The following is a 26521-nucleotide window of genomic DNA, read 5'->3' on the forward strand; positions in this document are numbered from 1 at the left end:
CACGGGCCGTGAATAATAGAATCGAAAACGCAGACCTGAAGGTATTCGTGACCGCTGTGCGCAAGGGCAGCTTTGCGGCCGCGGCGGAAGAACTCGGCATGTCCGTCGCCTATGTCAGCAAGCGCATCGGCATCCTCGAGGCGGCGCTCGGCGTGCTGTTGTTCCAGCGGTCGACCCGCCGCATCGTCATCACGCCGGACGGCGAGCAGGTCTTCGTGCGCGCCCAGTCGATTCTCGCGGAACTGGACGAGCTGGTCGACGAGGTCGGCGAACGGCGGCGCGCACCGAGCGGCCAGGTGCGCATCTGCAGCAGTTTCGGCTTCGGCAGAATCCGGGTGGCGCCGGCGCTCGTCGAGCTGACGGCCGCCTACCCCGGCCTGCAGGTGCGGTTCGAGGTATTCGACCGCCTCGTCGATCCCGTCGCGGAAGGGTTCGACCTCGACGTGCGGGTCGGCGACGAGATCGCCCCGCACCTGATCGCCCGCAAGCTGATGGCCAACCACCGGATCCTGTGCGCGGCGCCCGGCTATCTGGCACGCCACGGCACGCCGCGCCATCTGCAGGAACTGACGGCCCACCAGTGCCTCCCCATCAAGGAGCGCGATCACCCGTTCGGCGTCTGGCGCCTGCGCGGGCGGGACGGCGAGGAAACGGTCAAGGTATCCGGCACGCTGTCCTCCAACCACGGCGAGATCGCCCTGCGCTGGGCATTGGTCGGCGCGGGCATCGTGTTGCGTTCGCGCTGGAATGCGCAACCCCATCTCGATGCCGGCACCCTGGTGCAGGTCTTGCCCGAGTACACCCAGGAAGCCAATGTGTGGGCGGTCTATCCGCAGCGCCTGGCCGGCTCCGGCAAGCTGCGGGCCTGTGTCGAATTCCTCGAGACGTATTTCGCGCGCGCCGCCATGCCGGGTGCCGGGCCCGCGGATTAGCGGTAAACGCCTCTTTTTGCACCGTTCCCCTCGAACATGCTGTTCCGCCGTCGCTGAACGGTGTTTTGTATTTCCTGGCATACCGAAATCAGCGACGATGCGCTGTTTGTCCATGTTGTAATTTTGTGGACCGCATGCAATCCCGCGCGTCGGCAAAAACATAACAACATCTCGAGGATAAAATGCAAAAGACGCATCGCGCGCACCAGTCGTTTCCTGTCCCTCGCACCGGCATGACGCCGCACGCCATCCACATCGCGGTTGCCACCCTGCTGGCCGCGCCGCTTGCCGCCATTGCCCAGAGTACGGCCACGTCCGACCATGCCCTCTCCCCTGCCGAGACGGTGATCGTCACCGGCACGAGGAGCATCGGCACCAGGATGCGTGAAAGCGCCGCGCCGGTCGCGGTACTGTCCGCCGATGCGTTGCGCGAGACGGGCGCATCGAACCTGTTCGACGCCATGACCGCCCTGATGCCATCCTATGATTCGCAGTCCGTCAGCGGCGACATCGGCAACATGGTCCGCTCGGTGCAGCTGCGTGGCCTGGGCCCGAATCACGTGCTTGTGCTGGTCAACGGAAAACGCCGCCACAGTACCGCCAGCATCGCCGCGGATGCCGGGCCCAACCAGTACTCCTCGCCGGCCGACCTCGACCTCATTCCCGTCTCGGCGGTCGATCACATCGAAGTCCTGCAGGACGGCGCCGCGGCGCAGTACGGCTCGGACGCGATCGCCGGCGTCATCAACATCATTCTCAAATCGTCGCCGGGCACGGGCGACATCAGCCTGATGGCAGGCAGGCATGGCAACAGCAAGGTCAATCCGCACCATGAGCACAACGGCCTGACGCGCGACCTGCTCGTCGACAAAGGATTCGGCCTGGGATCGAACGGTTTCGCCCACTTGTCCGCACAATTGCGCGACCACGATTTCACCAACCAGACCGGAGCCGACCTGGTCACCAGCAACGGTTTCGGCACACCCCTGGTCCCGCGCTCGCCGACGTCGGATCCGTTTCCCAGCAAAGTCAGCGGCGATTCGAAGAGCCGCGTCGGCAGCGCCGCCGTGAACGCCGGGCTGCACCTGGCCGCCGGCACCGAAGCCTATGGCAACGCCACCTATGCCCACCGTGATGCCTGGAGCTGGCAGAACTGGCGCACGCCGAAAAAGGCGCCGACCTTCTATCCCAACGGCTTTGAACCGCTGGAAACGGCAAAGGAAGACGACTATGCCGCGACCGTCGGCATCAAGGGCACGACCGGCGGCGGCTGGCACTGGGACCTGAGCACGACGTACGGGCGCGACGACATCGCGATCGGCGTCGAGCACAGCGTCAACCGGCCGTTGTTGCGGGATACGGGAAATTCACCGACCAGCTTCTACGACGGCCGCTACATGTTTTCGCAGTGGACCACGAATGCGGATGCCGGCAAGTCGTTCGATATCGGCTGGCAGGCGCCGCTGACGCTGGCGTTCGGTCTCGAAACCCGCCGGGAAGCGTACAGTCTCGGCGCCGGCGACGCGGCCTCGCGCTACGACTTCGGTCCCGACGGCTTTCCGGGATACGCGCTCGCCGATGCGGGCCGGCACACGCGCCGCAACGTGGCCGGGTATATCGACGTCGGCGTACGACCCGTGCCGCAATGGCAGATCAGCGTGGCCGGCCGGGAAGAGCACTACAGCGATTTCGGCAACACGTTCAACGCCAAGCTGACGAGCCGCTACGACTTCACCCCCGACGTTGCGCTGCGCGGCACGGTGAGCAACGGGTTCCGCGCCCCGACGCTGCAGGAGGAATTCTATTCCGCGACGAATGTCGGACCGACCTATGCCGACGTCGTCCTGCCGGCGAATTCGCCCTCCGCCGCGTTCGCAGGCGCCAAGCCGCTGGCACCGGAAAAATCGACGAACCTCAGCGTCGGTCTGGTCGCGACGGTCGCGCCACGCCTGGCGGTCACGGTGGACCTGTACCGGATCGACGTCCGTCATCGCATCATCGGCTCCGGAACCCTCAGCGGCGCCGGTGCCGATGCGGCGATCGTCGCCCACGGCAGCGTACTCGACCCCGGCATCACCGACGCCACCGTCAGCTTCCTGACGAACGGCGTGGATACGCGTACCCACGGTCTCGACGCGACAGCCGACTATCCCACCGACTTCGGCGCCTACGGCAAGGTCAAGTGGACGGCCGGACTCAACTTGAACCACAACCGGGTGACCGGCGTCGGCTTGCCGGGGGGCCTCAATCCGGCGGCGATTTCACCCGTCATCGACGCGACACCGAAGAGCAAGCTGATCCTGGGAGCCAAGTACTACAACGGCGACTGGAACGTGAACGTGCGCGTCACCCGCTACGGGGAAACGCAACTGACGGTCGCCGACCCCGACACCGATGGCGCGCCATTCCACACGAACCGCATCAGGCCGACCACGATCGCCGACCTGGAGTCCGGGTACGACTTCAGTACGAGGCTGAGCCTGACGGCGGGCGTGAAGAACCTGTTCAACCATTTCCCCGAACACGCGATATCCCAGGGATATACGCATGCGTATGTGCTGCCGAGCTTCTCGCCCTTTGGCATCAACGGCGCGTACTACTACGTCAAGCTTGCCTATTCGTTATAGGCGGAACGTCGCCGGCAACCCTGCCTTGATGCCGGCTCTTGAATTGGGTACTATGCTCGCACCATGCGCTCGTTCATCCGCTTTTTCCTGTGGCTGTCGATCACGGTGCTGTCCCTCCAGGGCGGCGCCGCGATGGCCTGCGGGCAAGCGGAAACGGCCGCGCACGCGACCGTGCTCGCATCCGCGCACCGGCACCACCAGGATACCGCGCACGCCGGCGCAGGCCACTGCGGCAAGGCCGCCGCGAAGACGGCGGCATCGTCCCACGGCAAGTGCTCCGCCTGCGCCAGTTGCTGCGTCGGCGCCGCCGCGCTCCCCGTGCGGCTCCCGACCTTCCACGCCCCCTCATCGGACTCGTCGCTGCCTGCGATTGCGCAAGCGGCGATGACGTCCGTCGTCCCGGCGGCCCTCGAACGGCCGCCCCGGGCTTCGTTCGCTTGATGTGACGTGCGCGCCGCCGGCGCGCATCCGGGCCGCCCGTCCGGCCCCAATCAATACGATACGAACCATGAAAATTCCATCCCTGCTGCTGTACGCGGCCGGCGTGCCGCTGCTTGTCGGCTGCACGACCTTTTCACCGGACGGCGGTCTCGGCGACGTCGCCCGGCTCGCGCAGGAACGCATCGGACAGCCCGCGCCCTTGCAGCGCGGCCAGGACGCGCATGCCGACGTGGCGGCCCTGCTTGCCAAACCGCTCGACGCCGACGCCGCGGTACGCGTCGCCCTGCTCAACAACGCGGGCCTGCGGGCGACGCTGGCCGAACTGGCGATCGCCGAGGCCGACTTCGTCCAGGCCGGCCGCTTGCCCAACCCCGGCTTCAGCTTCGGCCGGGTGCGCGGCGGCGGCGGCACGGAGATCGACCGCGGCCTGTCCTTCGACCTCGCCGCCCTGCTGACCCTGCCGGCCCGCACCCGGATCGAACGCCGGCGCTTCGAGCAAGCCAGGCTGCAGGCGGCGATGGACGCGGTGAAGCTGGCCGCGGACACGCGAAAAGCGTATTACACGGCCGTCGCCGCCGCGCAGATGTCGGCATTCACCGACCAGGTACGGGCATCGGCGGAGGCGGCCGCGGAACTCGGCGCGCGCATGCGGGCCGCCGGCAACTGGAGCGAACTGGATGCGGCGCGCGAGCGTGCCTACTACCAGGATGCCGTCACGCAGCAGGCGCAGGCGCACCTGCAGGCCACCACCGCCCGTGAGGAACTCGTCCGCCTGCTGGGCCTGCAGGATCCATCCACCGGCTTCACCCTGCCCGACCGGCTTCCCGACCTGCCCGCGCAGGCGCGCGCGCCGGCGAATGCCGAGGCCGAAGCGCTGGAGCGGCGACTCGACGTCCTCATCGCCCGCCAGGATGCGCAGGCCAAGGCGCAGGCACTGGGCCTGACCCGGGCCACGGGCTTCATCAACGTGTTCGACGCGGGCTACGCCAACAAGAGCACGACCGGCGCCGCGCGCCAGGACGGCTACCAGGTTGCGCTGGAACTGCCGCTGTTCGACTGGGGCGGGGCGCGCGTGGCGCGGGCCGAGGCCACCTACTTGCAGGCGGTGCAGCGCACCGCCGACATCGCCGTGCGGGCCCGCTCCGAGGTGCGCCAGGCCTATGCGGCCTATCGCACCACCTACGACATCGCCCGGCATTACCGGGACGAGGTCGTCCCGCTGCGCAAGCGGATCGCCGACGAAGTCCTGCTGCGCTACAACGGCATGCTCGCCAGTACCTTCGAACTGCTCGCGGAATCGCGCGAGCAGCTTGCCAGCGTCAACGGCGCCATCGCCGCGCAGCGCGATTTCTGGATCGCCGATACCCATCTCCAGTTCGCCATGAATACCGGCGGCACGACCGATGCGAGGACAGCACAATGATTTCCCGTCGAGATTTCTTCAAGAACGCTGGTGCGGTCGCGGTGACCACCGCCGCCGTGAGCCGCGTGGGCGCGGCATCGCTGCCCGAGGCCATGGTCGCGGACGGCGCCCGGACCCGGGTGCCGCCGCCACCGCCGAACGGCCGTCCGTTCAACCCGGTCGTCACGCTGAACGGCTGGTCGCTGCCCTGGCGGATGAACCACGGCGTCAAAGAGTTCCACCTGGTGGCGGAACCCGTCGTGCGCGAGTTCGCGCCGGGCATGAAGGTCAACCTGTGGGGCTACAACGGCCAGTCGCCCGGGCCGACCATCGAAGTCGTCGAGGGCGACCGCGTGCGGATCTTCGTGACCAACAAGCTGCCCGAGCACACGAGCGTGCACTGGCACGGCCAGCGCCTGCCGAACGGCATGGACGGCGTGACCGGCATCACCCAGCCGGGCATCGCGCCGGGCAAGACCTTCGTCTACGAATTCGTCGCGCGCCGCGCCGGCACCTTCATGTACCACCCGCATGCCGACGAGATGGCGCAGATGGCGATGGGCATGATGGGCCTGTGGATCACCCATCCGAAAGACCCGTCGCTGCACGCGGTCGACCGCGACTTCGCCTTCCTGCTGAGCGCGTACGACATCGATCCCGGCAGCTACACGCCGAAGATCAACACGATGCTGGACTTTAATCTCTGGACCTTCAACAGCCGGGTGTTCCCGGGCATCGACGCGATGCCGGCACGCCAGGGCGACCGCGTGCGCATCCGCGTCGGCAACCTGACGATGACGAACCATCCGATCCACCTCCACGGCCACGAGTTCGAGGTGACCGGCACCGACGGCGGCTGGACCCCGCCCGGATCGCGCTGGCCGGAGGTCACCACCGACATCGCGGTCGGCCAGATGCGGGCGATCGAGTTCGTCGCCAACGAACCGGGCGACTGGTCCGTCCACTGCCACAAGTCGCACCATACGATGAACGCGATGGGCCACAATGTCCCGACGCTGATCGGCGTCGACCACCGCGGCCTGGCCGAAAAGATCGGCAAGATCGTGCCGGACTACATGGTCATGGGCGACAAGGGCGGATCGATGGGCGGCATGGAGATGCCGCTGCCGGAAAACACGCTGCCGATGATGACGGGCGAAGGTCCGTTCGGCGGCGTCGAGATGGGCGGCATGTTCACCGTGCTGAAGGTGCGCCCGGACCAGAAGCGCGGCGACTACACCGATCCGGGCTGGTACGAGCACCCGGCCGGCACCGTCGCCTACGAGTGGACGGGCGACCTGGCCGAACCGGTACGCAGCCACGGCGCGGGCCACGGCGCCATGCCCGCGGCGCATCCGCCGGACGTCGAACTCACCGTGAAGAAACCGTCCGGCCACGCCAGCCACTGATGCATCTTTTTTGGAGATTCCAATGACCCGCTCATCCATTCTGTTCAGCACCCTCATCGCCACCGCCGCCGGCCTGGCGCCGGCGGCCCCCGGCGCATTCGCACAGGCAGCCATGCCGGCCGCGACGCAGGACGATGCCGCGCCACTGTCCGTCGGCGAAGTGAAGAAGGTCGACAAGGACACCGGCAAGCTGACGATCAGGCACGGCCCGCTGAAGAACCTCGACATGCCCGGCATGACGATGGCGTTCAAGGTAAGCGATCCGGCCATGCTCGACAAGGCGAAGGCCGGCGACCCGATCCGGTTCCACGTCGAGCGCGTCAACGGCACGCTCACGGTGACCCGGCTGGAAACCGCCGACCAGGCCGCGGCGACGCACTGACCCCAATCACGCTATCAGGAGCAAGCATGTCCATCAAACACGTTATGGCCGCAACCGTCTTTGCCTTCGCCAGCGTCGCGGCATCGTCCGCCTTCGCGCACGCCAAGCTGCAATCGTCCGACCCACGGGCCGGCAGCACGCTCGACGCCGCCCCGCAGCAGGTGCGCCTGAAGTTCAACGAGGCGCTGGAACCGGCGTTCAGCAAGATCCAGGTGACGGGGCCGCACAATACGCCGGTGGCGGTCGGCGCGACGGCCATCGACAAGGCCGATCCCACCGCCATGCGCGTGCCGCTGCCGCAGCTGGGCGCCGGGGAATATCACATCCAATGGACGGCCATGACCCATGACGGCCACAAGATGAAGGGCGAAGTCACGTTCACGGTCAAGTGATGGCGCCGGACCTGTTGACCGCCGGGCGCCTCGTCACTGCCCTGCTGAACCTGGCGGTGGCCCTGCTCACGGGGACGGCGCTGGCGCGCCTGTGGCTCGGCCGCGATGCGTCCGCCTGGGCCGCGGCGCGGCGCCCGCCGGTCCGCCATGCGGCCGTCGCCGCTATCGTCGCCGCCTTGCTCGCCGACGCCGCGCTGCTGTGGATCGAATCGGCGGCGATGGCCGAAGTCCCGCTCGCCGAAGCGGGCGCCGCCACCTGGACCATGCTGCACGCCACGCACCTGGGCCTGGCCTGGGCGATCGGGATGGCGGGGCTGGTCGCCGCGGCGGCGGCGGCGTGCCTGCCCGGCAAACGGAATGCGGCGCCCGCCATGCTGACGCTGGCCGCGCTGGGCGTGTTCTGGTACACGCGCAGCATGGTCAGCCACGCGGACAGCGAGGGCGACTTCAGCCTGCCCCTGCTGGCGGACTGGATTCACCTGGGCCTGATCAGCGTGTGGGTCGGGGAAGTGCTGGTCGCCGGCGGCATCATGCTGAAGCCGTCCGGACCCATGGCCGCGGACGACCGCCGCGCGCGGTCGGCGTATGTCGCGTCGCTGTCCGCCTCGGCCACGATCGCGCTGGCCGGCATCTTCGTCACGGGCCTGTATGCGAGCTGGCGCAACCTCGGCGGCTTCGCCAATCTGCTCGGCAACCCGTACGGCGCCACGCTCGTGGCCAAGCTGCTCCTCGTGGGCATCGCGGCGTTGCTGGGCGGGTTCAACCGCTTTGTCGTGATGCCGCCCTGGCTCGCGCGCGAGGCGGCCGGCCAGGCCGCGCCGGCGCCGCTGCCGGCGCGCTTCCGGCGCGTGCTGCTGGTGGAGGCCGCGATACTGCTGGCGGTCGTCGTGGCGGCGGCATGGCTGGCATCGACGTCGCCGCCCGCCGATCTCATGTCCTGACCGCGCCGGGAAGACCGCCGCAGCGTGCGCGGCCGCGGCGGCTCCTTTCAGCAGTTTGTACCGCACGACCGTGCCGGCACGCGACAACGTTGCGTTCTGCATGCGGCCTCTGGCGCCCCGGCGCGCACGGCGTTAGCATCCGTCGGGCCGCCCAAAAACCGCACACCAGGAGGAACCGTGGACCAGCACATCGCCCGCACCGGGATAACGTATCGCCGCATGCACAAGCACGATCTCGAAGGGGCGCACCGCCTGTCGCAATCGCTGCGCTGGCCGCACCGGCAGCAGGACTGGGACTTCATCCACCGGCTCGGCATGGGCTTCGTCGCCGAGGCGGACGACACGGTGGTCGGCACCATCATGTGCTGGAGCCACGGCAGCGAATTCGCCTCGATCGGCATGGTCATCGTCAGCCAGGAGTGGCAGGGCCACGGCATCGGCCGCAAGCTCATGTCGATGGCGATGGGCGAACTGGGCAAGCGCAACATCGTCCTGCACTCGACGGACGTCGGCGCAAAACTCTACCAGGGCCTCGGCTTCGGGCAGACCGGCGCGATCTGCCAGCACCAGGGCAGCGTGTTCGGCACGAAGCTGATGGCCCTGCCCCCCGGCGAGCGGATCCGCCCCCTGGGCTCGCGCGAGGACGCGGCGCTGGCCGCGCTGGGCGCGCGCGCCGCCGGCATGCCGCGCGCCACCGTGCTGGCCGCGCTGCGCGAGGTGGCCGAGTGCGTGGTGATCGACCGCTACGACGAATTGATCGGCTACGCGATGTTGCGCCGCTTCGGCCTCGGCTACGTCATCGGCCCGGTGGTCGCCCCCGACATCGAACGCGCCAAGGCCTTGATCAGCCACTGGACCGGCACCTATGCCGGCGCCTTCGTGCGGATCGACGTGCCGGCCAGCTGCGGCCTGGGCGCATGGCTCGACGAACTGGGCCTGCTGCAGGTCGACACCGTGACGACGATGGTGCGCGGCGAGCCTCCCCTCCCGGACGGGACGGTGCGCCAGTTCGCCATCGTCAACCAGGCCCTCGGCTGATGCCGCGGCCGATCTTCCTGTACAAGGCCGACCCGGTACGCGGGGCGGAGTGGGCGGAGTGCTTCGAGCGCAAGGCGCCCGAACTGGAATTCCGTCAATGGCCGCTCGACGCGGAGGCCGAGCGGGTACGCTACCTGGCGGCCTGGGAGCCGCCGCAAGATCTCGCGCGCTTTCCCCGGCTGGAGCTCGTGTTCTCGGTGGGCGCCGGGATCGACCAGTTCGACTTCGCGCGCGTCCCGCCGCACCTGCCCGTGCTGCGCATGGTGGAGCCGGGCATCGTCGACGGCATGGTCGAATACGCGACCCTGGCGGTGCTGGCCCTGCACCGCGACTGGCCCGCATACCGCGAACAGCAGCGCGACCGCCGGTGGGAGGCGCACCGCGTCCGTACCGCGGCCTCGCGCCGCGTCGGCGTCCTCGGCCTCGGCATGCTGGGGCGCGCCGTGCTGGACAAGCTGCGCGGCTTCGGTTTTCCCTGCGCCGGCTGGAGCCGTTCGGCACACACGATCGACGGCGTCGATTGTTACGCGGGGCCGGACGCGCTGCCGGCCTTCCTCGCGCGCACCGACATCCTCGTCTGCCTGCTGCCGCTGACGGCGGCCACGCGCGGCATTCTCGACGCGCGCCTGTTCGCGGCGCTGCCATCGGGCGCGGCGCTCGTCAACTGCGGCCGCGGCGGTCACCTCGTGCAGGACGACCTGCTGGCCGCGCTCGACGACGGCCGCCTGTCGGCCGCCGTGCTCGACGTCTGCGACCCGGAGCCGCCGGCGCCCGGGCACCCGTTCTGGCACCACCCGCGCATCGTGCTGACGCCCCACATCGCCAGCATGACCCAGCCCGGGACGGCGGTGGACGCCGTCCTCGACAACATCCGCCGGCATCGGGCCGGCCTCGCGCTGACGGGCGTGGTCGAACGCCAGCGCGGTTATTGAGGGCACGCCGGGGACGCAGCACAAAATGCCGCCCGGCGTTCAAATTCACAATTTCTGCAAGTTCCACGGCGGCTTTATGCAAGCTACCGCTCGCAAGCCGGTCCTATCATGGATGCAGTCCATCGAAAGGATCCACGCCAAATGACCACCTCCTCGCTCGTCGAACTCGACCGCCAACACCTGATCCATCCCGTCACCAATTTTCACGCGCACCAGCAGCGCGGCGTGACCATCCTGGCCGCCGGCAAGGGGGCTTATCTCACGGACGCCGACGGCCATGAACTGCTCGACGCATTCTCCGGCCTGTGGTGCGTGAACACGGGTTACGGCCACGACAGCATCGTGGAGGCCGCGGCCGAACAGATGCGCCGCCTGCCCTATGCCACCGGCTATTTCAGCTTCGGCAGCGAACCCGCGATCCGCCTCGCCGCGCGCCTGGTGGAACTGGCGCCGCCGTCGCTGCGCCACGTCTACTTCACGCAGGGCGGCTCGGACGCCGTCGATGCGGCGATCCGCTACATCACCTATTATTTCAACGCGCTGGGCAAGCCGGCCAAGAAGCAGTTCATCGCGCTCGAACGCGGCTACCACGGCTCGTCGACCACCGGCGCGGGGCTGACGGCGCTGACGGTCTTCCACCGCCACTTCGACCTGCCGCGCGCGAACCACCACCACATTCCATCGCCCTACCCCTACCGCAATCCGGCCGGCGGCGACGACCAGGCCGTCATCGCCGCATCGGTCGCGTCCCTGCGCGCCAAGGTCGCGGAACTCGGCGCGGACAACGTGGCGGCCTTCTTCTGCGAACCGATCCAGGGATCGGGCGGCGTCATCGTGCCGCCGTACGGCTGGCTCAAGGCGATGGCCGACGCCTGCCGCGAACTGGACATCCTGTTCGCGGTGGACGAAGTGATCACCGGCTTCGGCCGCACCGGACCGCTGTTCGCCTGCGCGGCCGAAGGCGTCGAGCCCGACCTGATGACCGTCGCCAAGGGACTCACGGCCGGCTACGCGCCCATGGGCGCCCTGCTGTTTTCCAGCGCCATCTTCGAGGCCATCGCCGATGCCGCCGGTCCCGAAATCGCGGTCGGGCATGGGCAAACGTATTCGGCGCACCCCGTCAGCGCGGCCATCGGCCTGGAGGTGTTGCGCCTGTACCACGAGGGCGGACTGCTCGCCAACGGCGTCGCGCAGGCGCCGCATTTCGCGGCCGGGCTGCGCGCGCTGCTCGAGCATCCGCTCGTCGGCGACGCGCGCAGCCGGGGCCTGCTCGGCGCGCTCGAACTCGTCGCCGACAAGGATGCGAAAACGACGTTCCCGGCGGCGCTCAAGCTGAGCGAGCGCATCGCCGCCGCGGCCTATCGCAACCGCCTCGTGTTCCGCGCGTTCGGCGACAACATCCTCGGCTTCGCGCCGGCGCTGTGCTACACCGCGGACGAATTCGAACTGCTGTTCGCGCGCCTCAAGAACACGCTGGACGAGGTACTCGCCCAGAGCGAGGTCCGGGCCGCGCTGGGCTGAGTTTCCGAACATGAAAATGCGATTTGCATCCCAGAAAACATGGGCTACAATTTGACCGGAAGAACAACGTTGCATCCATGCCGCGCGGCCGGCAGAGAGGTCACATGCTTGATGGTTCCCTGAAGCTCGACCGGATCGACATCCGGATCCTGGCGCACCTCCAACAGAACGGCAGAATCGCCAACGTCGACCTGGCCGACGCCGTCGGCCTGTCGCCGAGCCCTTGCCTGATCCGGGTGAAGCGGCTGGAAAAGGGCGGCTACGTGACGGGTTACGGCGCCCACGTCGAGCTGGAAAAGATCGGCAACGTCCAGCTCGTCTTCACGCAGGTGACCCTGTCGGACCACCGTCGTGAAGACTTCATCAAGTTCGAATCGGCGACCCGCAAGGTCGACGAGATCGTCGAATGCCACCTGGTCAGCGGCGGTTTCGACTACCTGATGAAATTCGTCACGACCGGCGTCGTGCACTACCAGACCATCATCGAAGGCCTGCTCGACGCCCACATCGGCATCGAAAAATACTTCAGCTACATCGTCATCAAGTCGCCCTTCACGAAGGGCCACTACCCGGTCGAAAAGCTGTTCAACCACCAGCCGGCCTGACCTGCTGCGCGCGGCATAAAATGCCGCCAGCGCGCGCAATTCGCAATTTCCGCCGCGGCGGCGCCACCGCAACGCGCCCCATCGGCTGACCTGCCTGGATACCATGATCCGCAGGCCGTGAGCATGCCACGGCCGCTCCGATCAACTCATCCACAGGCGACCCGATGCCCCTCCAACTGATCCGATCCGAACTCCTGTGTTCGGAAAACTTCATCGCCGGCCGCTGGCAGAGCGCCGCGGCAGCCGCGCACTACGACGTCGTCGATCCGGCCAGCGGGACGGTGTTCGCGCACGTTCCGGACAGCGGTCCGGCCGACGCGCGCGACGCCGCCGATGCCGCCGCGGCCGCGTTCGGCGCATGGCGCGCACGCAGCGCGCGCGAACGCGCCCAACTGCTCAAGCGCTGGCACGCGCTGATCCAGGCCAACGCCGACGACCTGGCGCGCCTGATCTCCAGCGAACAGGGCAAGCCCCTGGCCGAGGCGCGCGGCGAGGTCGCCTACGGCGCGTCGTACGTCGAATGGTTCGCCGAGGAAGCCGTGCGCGCGTACGGCGACATGATCCCCGAGCCGGTGCGCGGCAAGAAGCTGATGGTGGTGAAGGAACCGGTCGGCATCGTCGCCGCCGTCACGCCATGGAATTTTCCGCTGGCGATGATCGCCCGTAAGATCGCCCCCGCCCTGGCCGCCGGCTGCACCGTGGTGGCCAAGCCTGCCGAGGACACGCCGCTGACCGCGCTGGCGCTCGTGCGGCTGGCCGCGGAAGCCGGCATTCCGGACGGCGTGATCAACCTCGTCACCGCCTCGCGCGCGCAGACCCCGGCCGTCGTCCAGGCATGGATGGACGATGGCCGGGTGCGCAAGGTCACGTTCACCGGGTCGACCGCCGTCGGCAAGATGCTGGCGCGCGGCGCCGCCGACACGCTCAAGAAGCTGTCGCTGGAACTGGGCGGCAATGCGCCGTTCATCGTGTTCGAGGACGCCGACATCGATGCCGCCGTCGACGGACTGATGGCGGCCAAGTTCCGCAACGGCGGCCAGACCTGCGTCAGCCCCAACCGGGTGTACGTGCAACGCAGCGTCTACGATCTCTTCGCCGCCAGGCTGACGGCGCGCGTGGCGGCGCTGAAGGTCGGACCGGCCACCGATCCGGAAGCCCAGGTGGGGCCGATGATCAATGCCCGCGCCATCGAGAAGATCGTCCAGCACGTGGGCGATGCGCTCGCCCATGGCGGGACCGTGCTGACCGGCGGCGAACGGCTGCGCCTTGCGGGCGTCGCCGGCACCACGTTCTTCGCGCCGACCGTGATCGGCGACGCCTGCCCGGACATGCGCCTCGCGCACGAGGAAACCTTCGGCCCCGTGATCGCGCTGTTCCCGTTCGACGGCGAGGACGAGGTCGTGGCGCTCGCCAACGACACCCCGTACGGGCTGGCCTCGTACTTCTACGCCAGCGACCTGGCGCGCGTCTGGCGCGTGGCCGAGCGGCTCGACAGCGGCATCGTCGGCATCAACGAAGGCGCGCTGGCGGCGGAGGCCGCGCCGTTCGGCGGCGTCAAGGAATCCGGCTACGGGCGCGAAGGTTCGCGCTACGGCCTGGACGACTACATGCACACCAAGTACCTGTGCATGGGAGGCCTGCGATGAACGCGCCGGAGCGTTATCCGATCGAACTCCGGTTCCCCGACCTGTCCCCGTACGCCGCGGGCAACACGGGCATTCCCTACGTGTACACCTTCGACAGCGGCGTGCCGGGCCGGCACACGATGATCAATGCCCTCACCCACGGCAACGAGGTGTGCGGCGCGATCGCGGTGAAGGGCTTGCTCGATGCCGGCCTGCGCCCGCGCCGCGGCCGCCTCACGCTGGCGTTCGCCAACGTCGAGGCCTACGTGCGCTTCGATCCGGCGCGCCCGGACGCGTCGCGTTTCGTCGACCAGGACTTCAACCGTGTGTGGATGCCGGACGTGCTGGACGCCCCGGGCCGCGACTCGAGCGAACTGCGGCGCGCGCGCGCCATGCGTCCGGTCGTCGACGGCGTCGACTGGCTGCTCGACCTGCATTCCATGCACGAGCGCAGCGCGCCGTTGACCGTGTGCGGACCGCTCGACAAGGGCATCGCCCTGGCGCGCGCGCTGGGCGCGCCGGCCGACATCGTCAGCGACGCCGGACATCCCGAAGGCCGCCGCATGCGCGACTACGGCGGGTTCGGCGCGCCCGGCAGTCCGAAGAACGCGCTGCTGATCGAATGCGGCCAGCACTGGGAGGCGAGCGCCGTCGGCGTGGCGCGCGACGCCTGCGCGCGCTTCCTCGAACTGGCCGGAAACGTCGACCGCGGCGACCTGCCGGACGGCTGGCTGGCGCCCGCTGCCGCCGTGCCGCGCCTGATCCGCGTCACCGAGCCCGTGGTCGCACGCAGCGCCGACTTCCGCTTCGCCGGCCCGTACACCGGCCTCGAACACTTTCCCGAGGCCGGCACCGTGATCGGCTGGAACGAGGGCGAGCCGGTGCGCACGCCCTATCCCGACTGCGTGCTCGTGATGCCGTCGCTGCGCCAGGTGCGCGCCGGCGTCACCGTGGTGCGCTTCGGCCGCCTCGTCGATTGATAGTTTTCCTGAACCGAAAGGACTTCCATGACCCATCCAGCCATGCTCCGTTTCGCCGCCATCGAACCGGCCGTCAGCGAGCAGTTCGTCGACCCCGACAAGCGCATCAAGGGCAATCCGCGCCGCGTCACCCGGGAATATTTCGCCAATGACGTGCACGGCGTGCGCGCCGGCACCTGGCAGGCCGAGGCAGGGGCGTACCGCATCGCCCTGGCCGCCGGCAAGCACGAGTTCTTCCACATCCTCAGCGGCGAGGTCGCCATCTCGCATCCGGACGGCAGCGGCACCGTCGCCTACGGTCCCGGCGACACGGGCGTGATCCCGCCGGGCTTCACGGGCATCTTCGAGATCGTCCGGCCGGCCAGCAAGTTCTGGGTCGTCACCGAACGCCGGGAATAAGGCCGTTGCGCCGGCCCCTTCGCGCCAGGCGCTCCGGCCGGAGCGCCGCCCCGATCCCAAAACGAACCGGACGCGCCGGGGTCAGCGCAGCAGCTGAACCCCGAACATGAAGACGAGCCGGCGCCCGTCCGTACCGAGCGTGCCGAGGTCGCGCCCGACACTGCCTTGAAGAATCAGCTGATCGGCCAGGCGCCACTTGAATCCGGCGCTGGCGAGCGTGCGGCCGCGCTCCCCGTCGGCGCGCGTGGCGTCGAGTTCGACGCGGCACTCGAGGTCCGGCCGGCATTGGCGCGTCAACTTCAGGCCGGCCAGCCATTCGTCGGGGCCGTATTGCACGAACCGGCGTCCGCCCTGCACGAACAGCGCGTTGTCGCCCCTGCGGACCCCTGCCAGCAGCGGCACCGCGACGCTGCGGCCGGGATCGGCCAGGCCGTCGCGCACGGCGCTGCCGGACAGGTTCCAGGCATAGGTCGGGAACAGTGCCAATGCGATGCCGGACGACGCATCGTCGAAGAAGCGCCACTTGGCGCCGACCGTCGCCGACGCGAAGCGCGCGCGCGCGTCCATGCCCGGCTCGCGCAGCATCACGCGCGGCACCGCCAGCGCCAGCTGCGTGCGCTCACCCCAGCCGTAATTGATGTCGCTGGCCGGGACCGCGTAGCTGCGGCTGGACGCCGTGTGCTCGCCGCTCACGACCAGGTTGATTTCCCAGTTGCCGGCACCCGGCGTATCGGTGTCCTCGGTGGCGGCGCAGGATGCGTGCGCCGCCGCGAGCACCAGCGCCGGCAGCGCGCGCCGCACCGGTTCCCTCAGAAGTACCTGACCCATGCCCGCTTCGACGTGCGCTTGTACCGTGCGAAGGCGCGGCACGGTACGTACAGCACCGGCATCAGCGCCAGCGCCACGATCCAGATCGGCCATATGTGGTCGACGCCGTAGCGCACCCCGTGGTTGGCGCCGAACAGCGCCACCAGCACGTGCTGCAGCGCCAGCAGCACGTACAGGTGCAGCAGGTAGTAGAACATGGGCGCGCCGCCGAACGTGGCGCAGGCGCGCGTGAACCAGTTGTCGCGCGGTTCCAGCGCGGCCAGCACCAGCGCGCCGGTCCCCAGCGTCATCAGCAGGAAGTCGAGCGACGGCGGATATTTGGTGTAGTTCACGAACGACATCACGGTGCGCACGGCGCTGTCCTGCACGGTCCACGGCAATGCCTCGCCGTAGATGTTAAAGCCGCGCAGCAGCGCCAGCAGCAGCAACGCGCCGACGCCCGCCGCGACCAGGATGCGGCGGCGGCGGTCCGGCGCCATCGTGGCCGCGTACACCGGTCCGGCCGCGTAACCCGCCAGGATCACCCCGATCCAGGGCAGCAGCGGATACGTGACCTTCAGCTTGACCGCGCCGTCGGCGACCAGGTAGCCGCGGTGCAGGAGGATCGTCCAGACGTCGTACGCGATGGTGCCCGGTGCGAACGACATCCAGGCGAGCGCATTGTGGCCGAAGATGATCGCGAGGCCGACCGCGCCCAGCAGGGCCGTGGGCAGCTTGTGCACGAGCCCCAGCACGATCATGGCCAGGCCGATCACCCAGATCACCTGCAGGTAAAGCGTGGACGGCGGAAAGGCGCCGGCCCAGGCGAAGTTGACGAACACCAGTTCCAGGAACACGAGCAGCAAGCCGCGCTTGACGAGGAAGCCGGTCGCCGGACGCGGTCCCGAGGCTGGGTGCGCGTACAGCCATGCCGACAGCCCCGTGAGGAACACGAACACGGGCGCGCAGAAGTGCGCGGCGAGGCGCGTGAAGAACAGCGCCGGATCGGTGGCGGCGACGTCCATCGGGTCGCTCACCTGCATGTGCAGATAGAGCGTCTCGCGCACGTGGTCGAACAGCATGATGAGCATGACGAGTCCGCGCAGGACGTCGATCACGGCAATGCGCGAACGCGCGGGTTGCACACCGGCCTGCGCGGCGGGCGACGCCATCGGGCCGGTCCAGGCGGCGGCGTTATACGAGTTGGTCTGGTCCATCTGTCTGCCTTGGATTCGAGTTGTCGATGAAGCTGTCGTGCGCCGGTTGGCGCGACGAAACCATTGTAAGGAGACGATTCCGGATTTTGTGCTTTGTTCCCGCCGCGCGGCAGCGCCGGGGCAGCGAAGATGGGCGCAGGACAGCATTTCGTACGGCGCCCGCAGCGCCCCGGCGCGGCCGGCAAGCTATGTCGCGCGGAGCGCACAAAACCACTCTTTCTGTTTCCCGGACGGTCCCAAACAAGACAATTCCGCTGGACGGATATGTTGTAATGCATGGAGACCAAGCCAGCCGCCCGTGCTGGCATAGCGATAGGACGGAACCGATGACCGACGTACCTTCCCTGCCTCATTCCGCCACGCGCCGCGAGCTGCTGCGGGCCTTGCTCGCGGGCGGCATCGCCGCCGGCGGCGGACTCCTCGCGCCGGGCGCCCTGGCGCAACCCGACGTGCCGCGCCGGGGCGGACGCCTGACGGTGGCGACCCAGTCCAGCTCGACGGCGGACACCCTCGATCCGGTCAAGGGCGCGCTGTCGACCGACTATGTGCGCACGCATCTGTTCTACAGCTGCCTGACGTCGCTCGACGCCCGGCTGGTGCCGCAGCCGGCGCTGGCCGAGGAATGCGCGACCGACGACGCGACCGTGTGGCACATCAGGCTGCGCAAGGACGTGCTGTTCCACGACGGGAAGCCGCTCGACGCGGCGGACGTCGTGTATTCCCTGAACCGCCACAACGATCCCCGTTCCGGCTCCAAGGCCAAGGCGCTCGCCGAGCAGTTCGACACGGTGCGCGCAACCGGCCCGCTGGACGTGGAACTGCGCCTGAAGAGCGCCAACGCCGACCTGCCCGTACTGCTGGCCACCGCGCCCTTCGCGATCGTCCAGGACGGCACCACCCGCTTCGACACCGCCATCGGCACCGGTCCGTTCCGTTGCCAGGAATTCCGGCCCGGCGTGCGCACGCTCGCGGTGCGCAATCCCGGCTACTGGCGCAACGGCCTGCCCTATCTCGACGAAGTGGTCCTGTTCGGCATCCCCGACGAGCCGGCACGCCTGAACGCCCTGCTCTCCGGGGACGTCGACTGGATCAACGAACTCAATCCGCGCAGCACGAAGCGCGTGCGCGCCGCACCCGGGTTCAACCTGCTCGAAGCGCAGTCCGGCCTGTACACCGACCTGATCGTGCGCCAGACCGTGGGCGCCGGCCGCCATCCCGACTTCACGCTGGCGATGAAATACCTGATCGACCGCGAGCAGATCCGGCGCGCCGTGTTCCGCGGCTATGCCGTCATCGGCAACGACCAGCCGCTGGCGCCCAACCACCGCTTCTATTTCGCCGGGCTGCCGCAACGGCCGCATGACCCCGAGCGCGCCCGCTACCACCTGCGCAAGGCGGGCATGCTCGGGACCACGGTGCCGGTCGTGGCCTCGCCCGCGGCCACCGGCTCCGTCGACATGGCCATGCTGATGCAGCAGTCCGCGCGCGAGGCGGGCCTGAAGCTGGTCATCAAGCGCGTCTCCGCCGATGGCTACTGGTCGAACCATTGGATGAAGTCGCCGATCGGCTTCGGCAACATCAATCCCCGTGCGAGCGCCGACATGCTGTTCACCCAGTTCTTCCAGTCGAACGGCCCGTGGAACGAATCGGGCTGGCAATGCCCGCAGTTCGACCAGCTGCTGGTGCAGGCGCGGGGCGAGACCGACAGCGAACGGCGCAAGCAGATGTATGCCGACATGCAGGTGCTCGTGCACGACAAGTGCGGCGTCGCCATCCCGGTGTTCATCACCAACCTCGAGGCCTGCAGCAGCCGGGTCAGGGGCATCGCGCCGCATCCGCTCGGCGCATTCATGGGCTATGCGTTCGGCGACCACGCGTGGCTCGCCGCCTGATCCATCCACGCCGGAGAACCTCATGCCAGCCTCCTTCCCTCCTCTTCGCAGCGGGCGCCTGCTGGTGCCGTTCCTGCTCGCCCTCGCCGCGGCGGCCGCCTGCGCGCACGGCGTCGCCGCCGACGACAAGGCGTATTTCGAACAAAGCAGCGGCGCCCACATCGTGCCGTTCATCTACCTGGGCGCCAAGCACATGGTCACCGGCTACGACCACCTGCTGTTCCTGTTCGGCGTGATCTTCTTCCTGTACCGGCTGAAGGACGTGGGCGCCTACGTGACGTTGTTCGCGCTCGGGCACAGCATCACGCTGCTGAGCGGGGTGCTGAGCGAGACCCGCGTGAACCCCTACGTCATCGACGCCATCATCGGCTTTTCGGTGGTCTACAAGGCGCTCGACAACATGGGGGCGCTGCGGCGCCTGCTCGGGTTCCAGCCCAACACCAAGGCCGCGGTACTGGTGTTCGGCCTGTTCCACGGTTTCGGGCTGGCCACCAAGCTGCAGGAACTGGCGCTGTCGCAGGACGGGCTGGTGCCGAACATCCTGTCGTTCAACGTCGGCGTGGAGATCGGCCAGATGCTCGCCCTGTCCGCGATCCTGATCGCGATGGGCTACTGGCGCCGCAGCGCCGCCTTCGGCCGCCAGGCCTTCAATGCGAACGTCGTGCTGATGATCGCGGGATTCGTCCTCATGGGTTACCAACTCACCGGCTTTGCCGTCACCTGACCAGGAAGACATCATGACTACCTACGACACCACTGTCCTGCCCACCCTGCCGCAGCTGGGCAAGGCCACCGCGGTCGCGCTCGCGGTGGCCGGCGCGATCCTCGTCGGCGCCGTGCTGCCGGCCGAATACGGCATCGACCCGAGCGGCATCGGCAAGGCTCTCGGCCTCACGCAATTGAACGGCGCCGCGCGCCAGGCCGCGGAAGTGGCGCCGGCACCGGCCACCGCCACCGGTGCGACGGTGACGCAGACCGAGCACGCGTTCCGCACCGACGACATGAGCATCACCCTGCAGCCCGGCGAGGGCGCCGAGGTCAAGGCCGCGATCCGCAAGGGCGAGCAGTTCACGTTCAGCTGGGCCTCCGAAGGGGGGCCCGTCAAGGCGGACATGCACGGCGAGCCGTTCAACGCGGGCCCGCGCGAGTTCAGCACCTACTGGAAGGTGGCCCGGCAGGAAGCCGGACGCGGCACGTTCACCGCGCCGTTCGACGGCATCCACGGCTGGTTCTGGCGCAACAAGGGCAAGACGCCGGTGACGATCCGCGTGCTGGTCAGCGGCTTCCACGACAAGCTGTTCCGCCCCGAGCCGGCGGCCTGAGCCCGATGCGTCCCGTCCTCAAGCGCCTGCATCGCTGGACCGGACTCGCGGCCGGCCCGGCCTTCGTGATGGTGGCGCTGACCGGGTCGGTCCTGGCGCTGCGCCCCCCGCCCGACGCGGCGCCGGGGACGGCCGCATGCGCCGCGCCGCTGGCGCTCGACACGCTCGTCGCGCGCGCGCGTGGCGCGAGTCCCGCCGCCGGTCCGCTCCGCTTCCTGCGCCTGTCGGCCACGCCCGGCGCCGCCTGGCGCGTCCGCTTCGACGACGGCCGCTGGATCGACGTCGATCCGTGCAGCGGCCGCGTCCTCGGCAGCCAGGCGGTCTACGGCGGCACGTTCGGGACGATCGCCCGGATCCACATCTTCGGCTTCCTGCCCGCGCAGGAAGGGGTGGCGGGCACGTTCGCGCTGCTGTTCCTCGTCGCGATGGGCGGCGCCGGCGCGGTGTTGTGGCGCCCCACCCGGCGTACGCTGAAGGCGGCTTTGCGCGCGCCGTCCGGCCTGCGCGGCCAGGCCCGCTGGCGCGGCCTGCACCGCACGGCCGCCCTGTACGCGCTGCCGGTGCTGCTGACTTCCGCCCTCACCGGCCTGCCCCAGGCATTCCACTGGGGCGACAGTCCGCCGCCGCCGGCGTGGCCCCATGCCGGCGCCAGGGGCGCGCCGCGCGTCTCGCTGCAGCGGATGTGGGAGCAGGCGCAGGCCCTCGTGCCGCATCCGCGCCGGGTCCAGGTCCGCATGCCCGCCGCGCCGGACATGCCGGTCACCTTCGCGATGGTCGGCGCCGACGCGCCGCACGCGAACGCCCTGAGCTACGTGCGCGTCGACCCCGACGGCGCCCGTCCGGCCGGATTCGTCCCGTACGGGAGGAACCCGGCGGCGCATCGCGCGTACCTGTTCGCCGCCGCCCTGCACTACGGCTGGATCGGCGGCGTGGCCGGGCAGCTGCTGCTCGCGCTGGGTGCCCTGGCCGTGCCGCTGCTGGCCTGGACCGGCACGGCCGCCTGGCTGCGCGGCCGGCGCCGGCATCCCGTGCGCCTGCAGGCCGTCGTGGCCGACAAGCGCATCGAGGCCGAGGATGTGTGCGTGTTCGAGCTGGCGGCCGCGGACGGCGGGCGCCTGCCCGCTTTCCGCGCCGGCGCGCACATCGACGTGCACCTGCCGGACGGCCTGGTGCGCCAATATTCGCTGTGCGGCGACCCGCGCGACCGGCGCCGCTACCGCATCGCGGTGCTGAAGGCCGCGCCGTCGCGCGGCGGCTCCCGGGCGCTGCACGAGATTGTCCGTACCGGCGACCGGATCGAGATCGGCGCGCCGAAGAACCATTTCGCCCTCGCCGGCGGCGCCGCGCGCACGCTGCTGTTCGCCGGCGGCATCGGCATCACGCCCATCATCTGCATGGCCGACACGCTCGCGCGTGCGGGCGCCGAGTTCGAACTGCACTACTGCGTGCGCACGCCGCGCCGCGCCGCGTTCGCGCAACGGCTGATGCGCGCGCCCTACGCCGGGCGGGTGCACTTCCACTACGGCGAAGCGGCCGGAGGACGGCGGCTCGACCTGCCGTCCGTGCTGGCCGGCGCGGACGCGCGCACCCACCTGTATGTCTGCGGCCCGGCCGGTTTCATGGACGCGGTGCGCGACTGCGCGCTGGCGCACGGGTGGGATCCGTCGCGGATCCACCGCGAGCATTTCGCGCAAGCGGCGCAAGCGGCGCCCGCGCGGCCGTTCGACATCCGCATCGCCAGCAGCGGCGCGGTCGTCCACGTGCCGGCCGACACGAGCGCCCTGGACGCGCTGGCCCGGCACGGCATCCACGTGCCCAGCGCCTGCCGCCAGGGCCTGTGCGGCACCTGCCTGACGGGCGTGCTGGACGGCGAACCCGAGCACCGCGACCTGTTCCTCGACGACACACGGCGCGCACGCAACGACTGCATGGCGCCGTGCTGCTCGCGCGCGCGCGGCCCGTCGCTGACCTTGGACCTGTAACGCCCGTGCATAGGGTGGTCATTCGGGGCGGAGACCCGAATGAAACATGCCCACGCGTTACGCCGGCATAATGCGAACGTCACGCGTGGCACAGGGTGCCCGCCCTACAAAAAAGGAAAGCCGCGGCCTTCCCTTCTTGCTGCCTCGGCGCGAACGCTCAGTGGACGACGAACGTCGCCGGCACCTTGGTCTTGTCGGCCAGGATCAGCACGGCCGTCACCCTGGCGCCCTTGGCGGCCTGCGCGCCGACCGCCTCGAGCTTGTTGCCGCCGGCCGGCTTGAGCGGATAGTCGGCCTTGGCGGCGCCGTTCTGGACGCTCAGGTGGCCGGTCACGCCGGCGCTCGGCATCGGGTCGCCGTCGTCCTCGACGTACAGCTCGATCTTGCCGCTGCAGGGCACCAGCTCGAGCCAGGTCTCGCCCACTGCCTGCACGATGCCGCCGTGGTTCGGCGTGGGGGTGCCGTGGCCGTGGGCGGTCGACAGGACCAGCGCGGCGGCCGCCAGCGGGAAGGATATGGATCGTTTCACGATGGTGTCTCCACAAAAAGGGGCGCGTTCATTCCGGTGCGTGCGGCAGCACGAACGAGAGCGAGGCCAGGTGTTCGAGATGGTCGTATTTCGCCGGCTCTTCGGAGGGCGAATTGAAGATGGCGACGATCACGTTGAGGCCCTGGTTGCGCACCGCGATCGTGACGGTACCGTCGGCGCCCGTCAGCACCGGCTTGCCGTCCGGGTCGTTCAGCCAGTCGTGCATGACCTTCGCGCCGGCCACCGGCTTGCCCTTGTAGTAGACGCGCAGCTTGATCGGCTGGCCCATCAGTTCGGGCAACCTGGCCTCCACCGGCACGATCTGCAGCGTCTGGCCCGGCAGCAGCGGCAACGGCTTGGCGAGCTGGCCGCGGATATGGACTGCGTATTTGGTATTCTTTTCGCTGACGGTCGCGGTGGGCTGCTCGTCGCGGCCCTGCTTGTGCCACTTCCCGTCCGGCGTGCGGCTCCACGTGCCGTTGTCCAGCACCGCGGACACGATCGCCGGCTGGTTCTCCAGGTCGACCAGCAGCAGGCGCCCGTCCACATGCAGCGAGGCGGGCACGGGCTTGCCGTCGGCGTCGTAGCCATTCATGCTGGTCACCTGCGGGAAGCGCTTGACGGCGTCGAGGTCGTCGGCCCCCACGCCGTACAACAGCGCCAGCTGGGTGGCGCGCTGCGCGAACCAGATGCCGTGCGACTGGGCCGCGCCGGTCGCGGCCAGGCCGGCGACGAGGGCCGCCAGCGCGAATGCTTTGTTCAGACGTTTCATGTCGTTGCCTCTTGCGGGACGTGGATAATCGGTTTCAGAAGGTATGGCGCACGGTCAGCGACACCGTGCGCGTGGCGCCGGGCATGACCCAGACCTGGCTGTACGAGCTGGCGTAATAGCTCTTGTTGAACAGGTTGTCGACGTTGAGCGACACCCGGGTTTTCTTGGTCGGCGCGTACGACGAGATCAGGCGGAAGATCGTGTAGGCCGGCAGTTCGAAGTCGCTGCTGGCCGCGACGTCGCCCAGGCGCGCGCCGACGTAGTTCACGCCGCCGCCCAGCGAGGCCTTGCCCGGACCGAGCGGGAAGCTCTGCGTCAGCACGACCGACGCGCTGTTCTTCGGCACGTTGGGAAAGCGGCTGCCGGTGACGATCGTCGCGTCGCCCTTGGTGACCTTGGCGTCGGTGTAGGCATACGACGCCGACAGCTTCAGGTCGCGCGCGATCTCGCCCGAGACGTCGAATTCCACACCCTTGCTGGCGACCTCGCCGGCCGGCAGCGAGAAGTCGGTATTGATCGGATTGGTGGTCAGCACGTTCTTCTTGGTGATGCGGTACAGCGCCAGCGTGCCGCTCAACCGGTTGGTGTCGTACTTCGCGCCGACCTCGTACGACTTGCTCTGCTCCGGCGGGAACGCCTGGTTGTCGATGCTGATGCCGTCGTTCGGACGGAACGCGCGCGCGGCGGTGGCATACAGCGACAACTGCTTGTCCGGCTGATACACGAGGCCCGCGCGCGGGCTCGTGGCGTCCGGGCTCTGCTTGTTGGTCGCGTTCTGGCGATAGTTGATGACCTGCTGGTCGGCGCTGTCGCGGCGCGCGCCGACCAGCATCTTCCACTGGTCGGTCAGGTCGATCTGGTCCTGCGCGTAGACGCCATGCGCGCGCTGGTCGGATTTCGTGCTGATCGACAGCGTCATCGGATCGGCGACGCCGCCGTACACGGGATTGTAGATGTCGATCGCGTACGGATTGCCGGCGTTCGGATTGCGCCGGTACTGGATGCGGCGGTCGTCGAACTTGTAGGCGTCCACGCCGAACAGCAGGTTATGCCGGATCGGGCCGGTGGCGACCTTGCCGAGGAGTTCCAGGCGCCCGGAGCGGTCGATGGCACTGTTGTCGTTGAGGCGGTGCTGGCGGCGCAGGGTGCGGCCGTCCGCCAGCAGGTTGTTGGCCTGGCTCGACAGGCCGTACAGCAAGCTGCTGCGGTAGGCCACGCCCGTCTGCAGCGACCAGTCGTCGTTGAACGGATGCTGGATGAAGACCTGGTGGCCCAGCGAGCGGATGGTCACCGGACCGTCCGCCGGCTCGCCCAGGAAACGCGACACGGGGATCAGGCCGAGCACCTTGTTGACGGCCACGACGCCGCGGTCGAACGGCGCGCGCTGCTCGACCGCCTCGACCTCGTACGACACCGTGGTCGCCTCGCCGACCAGCCAGATGAAGGACGGCGATATGAACTTGCGCTCGTGCTTGAGCCGGTCGCGGAAGCTGTCGCCCTTTTCCCAGGCGGCGTTCAGGCGGTAAGCCAGGGTCTCGCTGATCGGACCGGTGAAATCGACGGCGCCGCGCCGGGTCCGATGGCTCGCGAGCGTGCCTTCGATCGTGTACTCGGGCTGGAAGCGCGGCTTTTTGGTGGTGATGTTGACGGTGCCGCCCGGCTCGCCGCGGCCGTACAGCGCGGCGGACGGTCCCTTGAGGATTTCCACCGACTGCGTGTTCACGCCGTCGCGCAGGCCGTTGTAGCCGCGGCTGGAACTGAAGCCGTTGACCATGTAGTCGGACCCGAAGTTCGGATCACCGGTGAAGCCGCGCATGGCATAGCTGTCCCACAGGCCGCCGAAATTGCTGGCGCGCGAGATGCCGCTGGAGAGATCGAGCGCGCCGGCCAGGTCGGTCACGCCGACGTCCTTCAGCAGGTCGGCCGTGATCACGCGCACGCTTTGCGGCAGGTCCTGCAGCAAGGTGTCGGTCTTGGTGGCGCCGGTGGCCGACAGGCTGCGGTAATTCTGGCGCTGGGCCGTGATGACGACGGTCTTGGTCGGCTCGCCCGCCGCCGGCGCCGCGTCGGCGGTGGGTGCATCGGGTTCCGCGGCCAGGGCGACGATCGGATAGGTGGCGGCCAGGAACAGGGCCAGGGTGTGGTACCGGGACGGATACATGCGAACTCCTGATCTCTTAGATGCTGTTGAACTTTGCAAAAGTCTCTTTTTGATTCCCGGCCTATGCTTCCGGCCGTCGATCCCGTCGTCTGCGTCTGCCCGCTGCGCAGTGTTCGTTTGCGGTGTCGATAGGAGTGATTACAACATGGTGATCTCGTCCGGTTATCGTGTAATGACGGCGTCACAAAACAGAAACCGTTGTTTTCGGCGGGC

At 68.9% G+C, this 26521-nt stretch carries 24 protein-coding genes; 19 read left to right on the forward strand and 5 right to left on the reverse strand.

The window, feature by feature from the left end:
* Positions 1–8: 8 nt before the first annotated feature.
* The 15 genes from BVG12_RS12220 to BVG12_RS12290 all read left to right on the forward strand — a co-directional run bounded on the left by BVG12_RS12220 (position 9) and on the right by BVG12_RS12290 (position 15626).
* Positions 9–932: a LysR substrate-binding domain-containing protein gene (locus tag BVG12_RS12220; protein ID WP_075792619.1), complete on the forward strand. Its 924-nt coding sequence runs from the start codon at positions 9–11 to the stop codon at positions 930–932.
* Positions 933–1114: 182 nt separating this feature from the next.
* Positions 1115–3559 carry a TonB-dependent receptor plug domain-containing protein gene (locus BVG12_RS12225; protein ID WP_083684952.1) on the forward strand — a complete coding sequence of 815 codons (2445 nt, stop codon included), beginning with the start codon at positions 1115–1117 and terminating at the stop codon, positions 3557–3559.
* A 63-nt stretch (positions 3560–3622) separates the two neighbouring features.
* Positions 3623–4000, forward strand: a complete 378-nt coding sequence (locus BVG12_RS12230) for a hypothetical protein (RefSeq protein ID WP_075792621.1) — start codon at positions 3623–3625, stop codon at positions 3998–4000.
* 67 nt (positions 4001–4067) lie between these two features.
* Complete coding sequence (locus BVG12_RS12235; protein ID WP_075792622.1) at positions 4068–5423, forward strand: TolC family protein; 1356 nt, start codon at positions 4068–4070, stop codon at positions 5421–5423.
* Positions 5420–6811 carry a multicopper oxidase family protein gene (locus BVG12_RS12240; RefSeq protein ID WP_075792623.1) on the forward strand — a complete coding sequence of 464 codons (1392 nt, stop codon included), beginning with the start codon at positions 5420–5422 and terminating at the stop codon, positions 6809–6811. Before BVG12_RS12235 ends, BVG12_RS12240 begins: the two co-directional genes overlap by 4 nt.
* Positions 6812–6833: 22 nt before the next feature.
* The gene (locus BVG12_RS12245) at positions 6834–7193 is read left to right on the forward strand and encodes a copper-binding protein (protein WP_075792624.1); all 360 of its coding nucleotides are present in this window, start codon (positions 6834–6836) and stop codon (positions 7191–7193) included.
* A 26-nt stretch (positions 7194–7219) separates the two neighbouring features.
* The gene (gene copC / locus BVG12_RS12250) at positions 7220–7585 is read left to right on the forward strand and encodes a copper homeostasis periplasmic binding protein CopC (protein WP_075792625.1); all 366 of its coding nucleotides are present in this window, start codon (positions 7220–7222) and stop codon (positions 7583–7585) included.
* Positions 7585–8526 carry a CopD family protein gene (locus BVG12_RS12255; protein WP_075792626.1) on the forward strand — a complete coding sequence of 314 codons (942 nt, stop codon included), beginning with the start codon at positions 7585–7587 and terminating at the stop codon, positions 8524–8526. The genes copC and BVG12_RS12255 overlap by 1 nt, the downstream gene beginning before the upstream one ends.
* A 219-nt stretch (positions 8527–8745) precedes the next feature.
* On the forward strand, positions 8746–9564 hold the full coding sequence (locus BVG12_RS12260) for a GNAT family N-acetyltransferase (protein WP_075796327.1): 819 nt from the start codon (positions 8746–8748) through the stop codon (positions 9562–9564).
* Positions 9564–10496, forward strand: coding sequence for a 2-hydroxyacid dehydrogenase (locus tag BVG12_RS12265; protein WP_075792627.1), 933 nt, complete (start codon positions 9564–9566; stop codon positions 10494–10496). The genes BVG12_RS12260 and BVG12_RS12265 overlap by 1 nt, the downstream gene beginning before the upstream one ends.
* A gap of 141 nt (positions 10497–10637) precedes the next feature.
* A complete protein-coding gene (locus BVG12_RS12270) occupies positions 10638–12017 on the forward strand; it encodes an aspartate aminotransferase family protein (protein WP_075792628.1) in 1380 nt (459 codons plus the stop codon).
* 104 nt (positions 12018–12121) lie between these two features.
* Entirely contained in the window at positions 12122–12622 is a 501-nt protein-coding gene (locus BVG12_RS12275) for an Lrp/AsnC family transcriptional regulator (RefSeq protein WP_075792629.1), read from the forward strand.
* A 164-nt stretch (positions 12623–12786) separates the two neighbouring features.
* Positions 12787–14268 carry an NAD-dependent succinate-semialdehyde dehydrogenase gene (locus BVG12_RS12280; RefSeq protein WP_075792630.1) on the forward strand — a complete coding sequence of 494 codons (1482 nt, stop codon included), beginning with the start codon at positions 12787–12789 and terminating at the stop codon, positions 14266–14268.
* Complete coding sequence (locus BVG12_RS12285) at positions 14265–15227, forward strand: M14 family metallopeptidase (RefSeq protein WP_075792631.1); 963 nt, start codon at positions 14265–14267, stop codon at positions 15225–15227. The genes BVG12_RS12280 and BVG12_RS12285 overlap by 4 nt, the downstream gene beginning before the upstream one ends.
* A 27-nt stretch (positions 15228–15254) precedes the next feature.
* Positions 15255–15626: a cupin domain-containing protein gene (locus BVG12_RS12290; RefSeq protein ID WP_075792632.1), complete on the forward strand. Its 372-nt coding sequence runs from the start codon at positions 15255–15257 to the stop codon at positions 15624–15626.
* 81 nt (positions 15627–15707) lie between these two features.
* Here the strand turns inward: BVG12_RS12290 and BVG12_RS12295 are convergent, their stop codons facing one another.
* Both BVG12_RS12295 and BVG12_RS12300 read right to left on the reverse strand, forming a co-directional pair.
* Positions 15708–16454 carry a hypothetical protein gene (locus BVG12_RS12295; protein ID WP_156895620.1) on the reverse strand — a complete coding sequence of 249 codons (747 nt, stop codon included), beginning with the start codon at positions 16452–16454 and terminating at the stop codon, positions 15708–15710.
* Positions 16436–17650 carry an acetyltransferase domain-containing protein gene (locus BVG12_RS12300; RefSeq protein WP_083684955.1) on the reverse strand — a complete coding sequence of 405 codons (1215 nt, stop codon included), beginning with the start codon at positions 17648–17650 and terminating at the stop codon, positions 16436–16438. Before BVG12_RS12300 ends, BVG12_RS12295 begins: the two co-directional genes overlap by 19 nt.
* Before the next feature lie 326 nt (positions 17651–17976).
* On the opposite strand from BVG12_RS12300, the gene BVG12_RS12305 reads away from it, so the two are divergent.
* Genes BVG12_RS12305 through BVG12_RS35655 form a run of 4 tightly spaced genes read left to right on the forward strand, consistent with a single transcriptional unit; the run spans position 17977 to position 22846 of the window.
* Positions 17977–19542: an ABC transporter substrate-binding protein gene (locus BVG12_RS12305; protein ID WP_075792634.1), complete on the forward strand. Its 1566-nt coding sequence runs from the start codon at positions 17977–17979 to the stop codon at positions 19540–19542.
* Between the two features lie 22 nt (positions 19543–19564).
* Positions 19565–20266, forward strand: a complete 702-nt coding sequence (locus BVG12_RS12310) for a HupE/UreJ family protein (protein WP_075792635.1) — start codon at positions 19565–19567, stop codon at positions 20264–20266.
* Positions 20267–20279: 13 nt separating this feature from the next.
* Positions 20280–20864, forward strand: a complete 585-nt coding sequence (locus BVG12_RS12315) for a hypothetical protein (RefSeq protein WP_075792636.1) — start codon at positions 20280–20282, stop codon at positions 20862–20864.
* A 5-nt stretch (positions 20865–20869) separates the two neighbouring features.
* Entirely contained in the window at positions 20870–22846 is a 1977-nt protein-coding gene (locus tag BVG12_RS35655) for a PepSY domain-containing protein (RefSeq protein ID WP_083684961.1), read from the forward strand.
* 157 nt (positions 22847–23003) lie between these two features.
* On the opposite strand, the gene BVG12_RS12325 is transcribed toward BVG12_RS35655, so the two are convergent.
* Genes BVG12_RS12325 through BVG12_RS12335 form a run of 3 tightly spaced genes read right to left on the reverse strand, consistent with a single transcriptional unit; the run spans position 23004 to position 26308 of the window.
* Positions 23004–23375: a hypothetical protein gene (locus BVG12_RS12325; RefSeq protein WP_075792638.1), complete on the reverse strand. Its 372-nt coding sequence runs from the start codon at positions 23373–23375 to the stop codon at positions 23004–23006.
* A 28-nt stretch (positions 23376–23403) separates the two neighbouring features.
* Complete coding sequence (locus BVG12_RS12330) at positions 23404–24147, reverse strand: DUF4198 domain-containing protein (protein ID WP_075792639.1); 744 nt, start codon at positions 24145–24147, stop codon at positions 23404–23406.
* Positions 24148–24181: 34 nt separating this feature from the next.
* Positions 24182–26308 (reverse strand): TonB-dependent siderophore receptor, encoded by a 2127-nt coding sequence (locus tag BVG12_RS12335; RefSeq protein ID WP_075792640.1) that lies wholly within the window; start codon positions 26306–26308, stop codon positions 24182–24184.
* Between the last annotated feature and the right edge of the window lie 213 nt (positions 26309–26521).

The organism is Massilia putida, from assembly GCF_001941825.1.
GTDB classification, from domain to species: Bacteria; Pseudomonadota; Gammaproteobacteria; order Burkholderiales; family Burkholderiaceae_D; genus Telluria; species Telluria putida.